At 60.5% G+C, this 1,285-nt stretch carries 1 protein-coding gene; it reads left to right on the forward strand.

What is annotated here, in order from left to right:
* On the forward strand, positions 1–862 hold an 862-nt coding region (locus EOD07_RS34755; protein WP_127238380.1), incomplete at its 5' end, for a glycosyltransferase family 4 protein.
* Between the last annotated feature and the right edge of the window lie 423 nt (positions 863–1,285).

Below are 1,285 nucleotides of genomic sequence, written 5' to 3' on the forward strand. Positions count from 1 at the left end.
CAACAAGATGGCTGGCCTGGACATCTACTATGCCGGCGACCCGCCTTATTTTGCCTCGAAGCTCGGATGGTGGCGGCCGTTTTCGCCTCGCTTCATTCGCCAGCAGAACCTCGAATCGATGATCTTTGCCCCCGGCAACGCCGTGCAGATCATTGCGCTCAGCGAAAAGCAGGCGGCGCTTTACCGCGACTTCTGGCGAACTGAGGAATCCCGCATTCACGTCGTCGGGCCGACGCTCGATCCGAGACGCTGCAGACCGGAACTGCAAGCCGGCGACCGCAATGAGATCCGCGATCGCTTTGAGCTGCCTCGCGAAGCGGTCATTGCCTTGAGCATCGCCAACAAATTGAAGGTGAAAGGTCTCGATCGGGCGGTAAAGGCTCTTCAGCCGTTCCCGGGGATACATTGGCTGGTCGCCGGTTTTCGAAAGGGCAGTGAGGAAGAAATCCGGCTTCGCGGCCTGATCGCCAAATCCGGGATGTCGGATCGGGTCACGCTGCTCGGCATCCAGGAAGATATCCCGGCGATCGTGGTTGCGAGCGATTTCATGCTGCACGCGGCGCGCCTGGAAAATACCGGCACGGTGATCCTCGAGGCGCTCGCGAATGGCCTGCCGGTCATCGCCTCGGACGCCTGCGGATATGCAAAATATGTCGAAGCCAGCGGGGCAGGACTGGTCGTGGCCAATCGCGACGATCCCCAAATCTGGCGGCAGGCGGTCCAGAAGGCCGGCGACCCGGCGGTCCGCGCGCAATGGCATCGGGCGGCCCTTGCCTACGGAGCGTCAAACCCGCTTACCGGCGGACTGGAAGCAGCCTGCGATCTGATAGAGAGCTTGCGCCGCAACCGGCGTGTTGGCTAAAGCATGTCTCCCGAAAGTGGGAACCGGTTTCGGGATAAAGACATGCGCAAGATCAAAAACCTGAAGCGCATGGAGCGAATCTGAAAGATCGCGACGCGCTTTAGTTGGTCTGTCTGTTCCGATGTTACGATTTTAAGTCAAATTTTACCGAACGCACGGCATGGCTTGAGCGTCGGCGGGTAGTGCTGCCGGCGCGTTTCGCGTAAGGGGTGACGATGCGTATTGTCGGGAAGATTCCGCTGGCCGTTGCCATGGGTTTGTTGACCGCGCCTGCCGCGCAGGCGGGCGAGGGCAGTTGGATTTCCGGCGACTGGTATCTGACATTGGGCGCCACCGGCCTCGTCGCGCCGAATTTCGAGGGCGGCAAGAAATATATGTTCAGCGCCCAGCCGATCATATCGCTCGGCAAGGTCGGTCCCGAGG

The organism is Mesorhizobium sp. M2C.T.Ca.TU.002.02.1.1 (assembly GCF_003997225.1).